Source organism: Bacteroidales bacterium (assembly GCA_018334875.1).
Lineage (GTDB): Bacteria > Bacteroidota > Bacteroidia > Bacteroidales > UBA12077 > JAGXLC01.
On record JAGXLC010000251.1, the window covers coordinates 1 to 6,141 of the forward strand.

Sequence of the window (6,141 nt, forward strand, 5' to 3'; positions counted from 1 at the left end):
CAATAAACATAACACATTTTTATATGAAAAAAAATTTTTTGGGGATTTTTTTTGGAATTTTTTTTCATTTACACAATAGTTTGGCTTACACAATCTTATTAACCACACAAAATCATTCCCGGAACGAAAATAAAAAATAAGGTAATAAGGTTATGATTATGTGGGGAACCTTTTTGCTACTGAGGTTTAATATATTGGAAATAAGGTTAAATAAGCCCTTGCCCTATCTTCAACCCGGTAGCGGGGAACATGAATGAGGTTGTTGGTGTTCACAATCCCTTCGTCAATGCCGATAAAGACTTTATAATTGGATACAACCCCGTGAGGTAAGCCTACCAGATCCATTGTAATCAACCACAATGAGGTTTCCGTGGCCTGAAAAAGCCGTTGCAGACTTTACAAGGCCAGCTCCGCAGCCGGATCGGACATTGTCATCGGGTACAATCAGGGTCCCATGATTGCAATAGCCATTGCAGATATTACAACGAGATGCTTGTAGCATTAAGGCCGGTTTTAGCCGGATACAACCGGGGGAGCAAGGTTTGCCGGGTCCATTGTAATCATCAACAATGAGTTATCCGCAGCCGGAAAGGCCGTTGCAGGATTTACAACCATGTTTCCGAGATTTTGCATAGCCATTGTGAACGCTTACAATGCATGTTTATATAATAAATAACAACATTGTAAACTTTTCAACCCTATTACCGGATCCGAATAAGACATTGCTACCGGATACAACCGGGGGAGCAAGGTTTGTCGGGTCCATTGTAATCATCAACAATGAGGTATCCGCAGCCGGAAAGGCCGTTGCAGGATTTACAACCGGGTTTTTGAAATTTTGCATAACCGTTGTGAACGGCTACAATCCCTATTCCGCCAAAGTCAGGTCCGTTGTCAAACCTGCAATCCCATTGCCGAGGCTCAACAGGGCGTTGTTTTCTGATACAACGGGGTGAGCAAGGTTTGCCGGGTCCCTTGTAAGAATTACAATGAACATTCCGCCGCCGGAAAGTTCGTCGCAAGATTTACCACCCTTATTCCAATGCCAGGAAAGATGTTGTTGCCGGTTACAATGCCTGTTCCGGGATCCGGGCAGCCATTGTAACCCTTTAAAAGCAGGTTTCCATTACCAGACATGAGGTTGTAGCCGTTTACAAGCGGGGTGGTAAAGATGGATGATTGGATGCTTGCCCGCACGCTGTCGCTGAAGCTTTAGCGTAAGCAACCGTAACGAAGTGGAGGTGGGCTTGCCCGCACGCTGTCGCTGAAGCTTTAGCGTGAGCAACCGAAACGAAGTGCAGGTGGAGTAAGAAGTAGAGAGTGATTTGTAAGCCATTTGGCGTCTTGCCGTCGTAGACGGCAGATAGCGATAGCACGGGGAACCAGAATTAAAGGCGCTCCAACCATGGAAAAAGATTTAGGCACCACACACGCCTGGAGCGCAAGGAAGGTACCGATGGGGAAGAACCGAAGAGGAAATAGATTCTCGTGTTCCACGTCTCGCCTCCGGGGATAATCTGGCCGGATGTTATGGGTGAACCATAACGCGAGACACGAGACATGCTCGTTCTTTCCTGAAAAAATCAAATAAAAAGGATCTATTCCTGATCCGGCCCCATTTTCTTTTGCCCGGATCAAATGAAATTGTATATTTGTCTCCGGGTACCAGAAACATATTAATTTCCACTTATTATGGCATCAGGTCCGGTTCTTATACTCATTTTGATCCTCTCAATAGGGTTCATCATTCTGGCAACTGCCAGGCTAAAAGTTCATCCCTTCATTGTGCTGATCACCACCTGTTTCCTGGTAGCCCTGGCCGCAGGGATGCCGTTGGATAAGATCGGTGAAACCATCGGCGAAGGATTCGGCAGCATTCTGGGCAATATTGGAATTGTCATTGTTTTGGGAACCATTATTGGTACCATACTTGAAAAATCGGGGGCTGCCATCAAGCTTGCCGATATGGTGCTGAAAATAACAGGAAATAAAAGACCTGCCCTGGGTCTCTCCCTGATCGGCTATATTGTATCCATTCCTGTATTCTGTGATTCGGCCTATGTGATCTTATCCTCACTGAAGCGATCCATCATACACAAAACAGGTAAGTCGGCGGTAACACTGAGTGTTGCACTTGCCACAGGCCTATATGCTTCCCATACACTGGTTCCCCCGACGCCCGGTCCGCTGGCCGCAGCCGGAAACCTGGGAATGACCAAACAGTTGGGGCTGGTGATCCTCTTTGGATTGGGCATCTCACTTATTACCATGTATGCAGGCAACTTATGGGCCTCCTATAGCGGAAAAAAGCATCAGTCGGGTGAGGATACGGAAAAACCGGAGCTGGACCATTCAGAGATTGAAAAACATTATGGAAACCTGCCTTCAGGATTCAAAACACTGGCTCCTATCTTTATTCCCATCGTACTCATTGCCCTGGGATCCATAGGCGATTTACCCGGAAAGCCCCTGGGAGAAGGCAGTGCGTATAGAACCATAACATTTTTGGGCTACCCGATGAATGCATTGTTTATCGGATTCTTATTTTCTTTGTTGTTGTTGCCGAAATTCACAAGAGAAACACTCAGTGACTGGATCGGAAAAGGCATTCAATCAGCCGGGCCCATTATTATCATTACGGGAGCCGGCGCTGCTTTTGGAAATGTATTGCAAGCGACACAAATTGGAGAGAATCTGGGGCAGGCATTATCGGATTACCATCTGGGAATATTTTTGCCCTTCATCATTGCCGCAGCGTTAAAAACAGCCCAGGGATCCTCCACGGTCGCCCTGGTAACAGCTTCCGCACTGGTGGCACCCTTGCTGCCCGGCCTGGGCCTGGAATCATCACTGGGGAGAACACTGGCGGTAATGGCAGTTGGCGCAGGAGCCATGACGGTGAGCCATGCCAACGACAGCTTTTTCTGGGTGGTGAATCAGTTCAGCAAGATGGACGTAGCCACCTCCTACAAAACCTTCACAATAGCCACCCTGGTACAGGGGATACTTACACTGGCAGTTATCTATCTGCTTTATCTGGTGCTGATCTAAATGCTAATACATATTAACCTGACCCAGATAAATTCTAAATCCTAAATTCTAAATTCTAAATCCTAAATTCTAAATCCTAAATTCTACATCCTAAATTCTACAGTCTGAATCCTAAATTCTAATGATCCAATATTTTGATAACCAAAACAGGAGCCCGGTATAAAAAGGTATATTTCCGCCAAGAAAATCAAGAGTACAATACGAAATTTTATGAGCTCATGCAGCACTTGCAATTCAAATTTCGTCCATATTAATAAAGCGGTTATCTTACAAAAAAGCTTATCTTTATAAGCAGCAGCATAAAAAATAAACCGTCTTTAACATGCAAACGGATAAACAACAAGCCCTATACAAGAACATTCATCAGGATGTGATTGACAGGTGCAGAAAGGGGGAACAGAAAGCACAGTTCCAGATATATAAATTGTATTATAAAGCCATGTTTAATACAAGCTTCCGGATAGTAAACGACCGGATGGAGGCGGAAGACATCATGCAGGAAGCTTTTCTGAAAGCGTTTGACAAGATCCACACCTACAGCGGAAAAGTAAGCTTCGGAGCATGGCTGAAGCGGATTGTCATCAATCATTCACTGGATGAATTAAAAAAAAAGAAAATAGAACTTGATTCGCTGGAAGACAGTGTATATAATCCTGAAGAAGAAGAAAAAGCAGAGGAGGAAGAAGAGGAAACAGAGATATGGAATAAGGTAGAGGAGATCCGGGAGGCCATCAACGGACTGCCAGATGGATACCGAATCGTATTGTCTCTTTATCTGCTTGAGGGATTTGACCACGAGGAAATAGCAGAAATTTTAAACATGACAAGTTCCACATCCAGATCCCAATATACAAGGGCTAAAAATAAACTCAGAGAAGAACTGGCAAAAAACCGAAACAAAAAATGAAGCATCTTGAAGACATAATACGCTCCCACAGAAGTGAATTTGATGATATGGAGCCCCCGGAAGGCCATTTTGAAAGATTTGACCAAAAGCTCCGAACATACAACCGACGCAAGCGGTTGTTCAACTGGAACGTTATATTGAAAGCTGCTGTTGTTGCTGTGCTGGTAGTGCTCTCAGGACTATGGGTCTCCGACCGGATCAGTGAGCAGCAAACCCCGGAAAGCCTGGCGCTGGAAAAGGTCTCACCGGAAGTCAAAGAAGCGCATTTCTATTACTCTTCGCTGATGGAGAAAAAGTATGAACAGATCAAACAGTTTGACTTCAGGGATGAAGAACAAAAAGAAATGCTGTTGAATGAGCTTCAGGATATGAATTCCATCTATGTTAACATAAAGGAAGATCTGAGGACGAATCCCAACGACCCCCGGGTGATTAATGCCCTGATCAGGCATTATCAAATGAAGCTGGAGGTTATGAATCAAATTCTGGATCAGCTCCAGAGCATTAATGAACAAACAAAATCAAAGGAAAAAAAAGATGAAAGCTATGAAACTACTGAAACTTAAACATGCGACCCTCCTGGTTCTTGCTGTATTTTTCAGCGTAAACCTACAGGCCGCAAAGGATGAATATTCCAAAAATAAACACAAGGAATATGATGTAAACGAAAAAACCCTTCTCGTTTTATCGAATAAATACGGTAATGTGAATGTTACCAACTGGGAACAGGACAAAGTCTCCATCGATGTAAAGATCACAGTGGATCACAGGAGAGAAGACGAGGCGAGAGCACTGCTTGAGGACATCAATGTAAGCATTGACAAACAGGATAATACCATCGAGGCCACTACGGAATTTGCCAGAAATTTCAACAGGTCAGGCGGATTGTTCAGTTTTGGCGACGACAGCAAGGAATTCACAATCAACTACGAGGTTAAAATGCCCCGGTATCTTAATCTTGAGCTTGAAAACAATTACGGGGATGTATTCATCAACGAAATAACCGGCCGGGCTGACATATCGGTAAAATACGGTAACTTAAAAGCCAACAAGATACTAAGGGACAATTCCAAACCTTTGAGTCAGGTAAACCTGGCCTATTCCAACGGAAGTATCGGCGAAGTGAACTGGCTGAAAATTACATTGAAATACACACCCAACAATTGTAATATTGAAAAAGCCAAGGCACTTATTGCAGTCACCAAATATTCCAAGCTCAACGTGCAACAAGCCAGCTCACTCGTGTGTGAATCGAAGTATGACAACTACAGGTTGGGCAGCCTGAGCAATCTTGTTTGTGAGGCCAAATACACAGACTTCAGAGTGGACCGGGTGAGTAAAAAAATCGATGTGGTAAGCCAATACGGGGATTTCAGAGTCAGTAAAGTGCCCATGGAATTTGAAAAGATTAAGGTAGACAACAAATACGGCAGAGTTAATATAGGTATAGACAAAAATGCCAGTTATCAGCTTAAAGGAGAAGCCAAATATGCCGATATTGATTTTCCGGACTCAGGAAATGTAAGCAGAATTGAAAAGAATACGGAAACGAAAGTATCAGGCCGTGTAGGCAAGGATGAAAATACAAAATCTGAGGTCCATATAATGACCAAATACGGTAATGTCCATCTGGAATAAAGTTAGATTTCTCATAGACAGATTCTGTAAACGATAAAAAGGCATCAACTTGAAGGGATGCCTTTTTATTTTCTTAAATTTCCAAGTTCCAAACTGTCCATCTTGTTTAAATAACAAATTCCAAATAACAAATAACAAACACCTCCCCCAAAGGCAGGCGGGGGATTACAATAACCAATTACCAAACCTTTGAATTTATGCTATCACTTCTAAAAATTTTGTTTTTTTAGCAAAATTTTGCTGCAATTTAAATTCTAAAGTTTGGTAGGCCTTACTTTGGGCCGATCTTAAAAGATATTTGGTTAAATTGCTTAATTTTGAGAACGATACCTATCATCAGGTTATGAAAAATTTGTTTGCAGCTAAAGCTGCGGTAAGATTAATGCAGGTATTCTGGATTGTTTGTAATTTTGATCATTGAAAATTTGGTAATTATTTGTTATTTGGTGCTTGGTGCTTGAAATTTAATATTTTCATATACATTGATACAGTTACATACCAATATTACTAGAATCCATAAAGTTGCTTCATCTTCTCAAAGATCT

4 protein-coding genes are annotated in these 6,141 nt (G+C 42.7%); all 4 read left to right on the forward strand.

All coding sequences use genetic code 11. The annotated features are described in order from the left end of the window. Window positions 1-1,692: 1,692 nt before the first annotated feature. Window positions 1,693-3,051, forward strand: coding sequence for a GntP family permease (locus KGY70_15590; GenBank protein ID MBS3776619.1), 1,359 nt, complete (start codon window positions 1,693-1,695; stop codon window positions 3,049-3,051). Window positions 3,052-3,373: 322 nt separating this feature from the next. Next, entirely contained in the window at window positions 3,374-3,958 is a 585-nt protein-coding gene (locus tag KGY70_15595) for a sigma-70 family RNA polymerase sigma factor (GenBank protein ID MBS3776620.1), read from the forward strand. Further along, entirely contained in the window at window positions 3,955-4,524 is a 570-nt protein-coding gene (locus tag KGY70_15600) for a hypothetical protein (GenBank protein ID MBS3776621.1), read from the forward strand. Before KGY70_15595 ends, KGY70_15600 begins: the two co-directional genes overlap by 4 nt. Further along, window positions 4,505-5,596: a DUF4097 family beta strand repeat protein gene (locus tag KGY70_15605; GenBank protein ID MBS3776622.1), complete on the forward strand. Its 1,092-nt coding sequence runs from the start codon at window positions 4,505-4,507 to the stop codon at window positions 5,594-5,596. The genes KGY70_15600 and KGY70_15605 overlap by 20 nt, the downstream gene beginning before the upstream one ends. The last annotated feature ends 545 nt before the right edge of the window (window positions 5,597-6,141 follow it).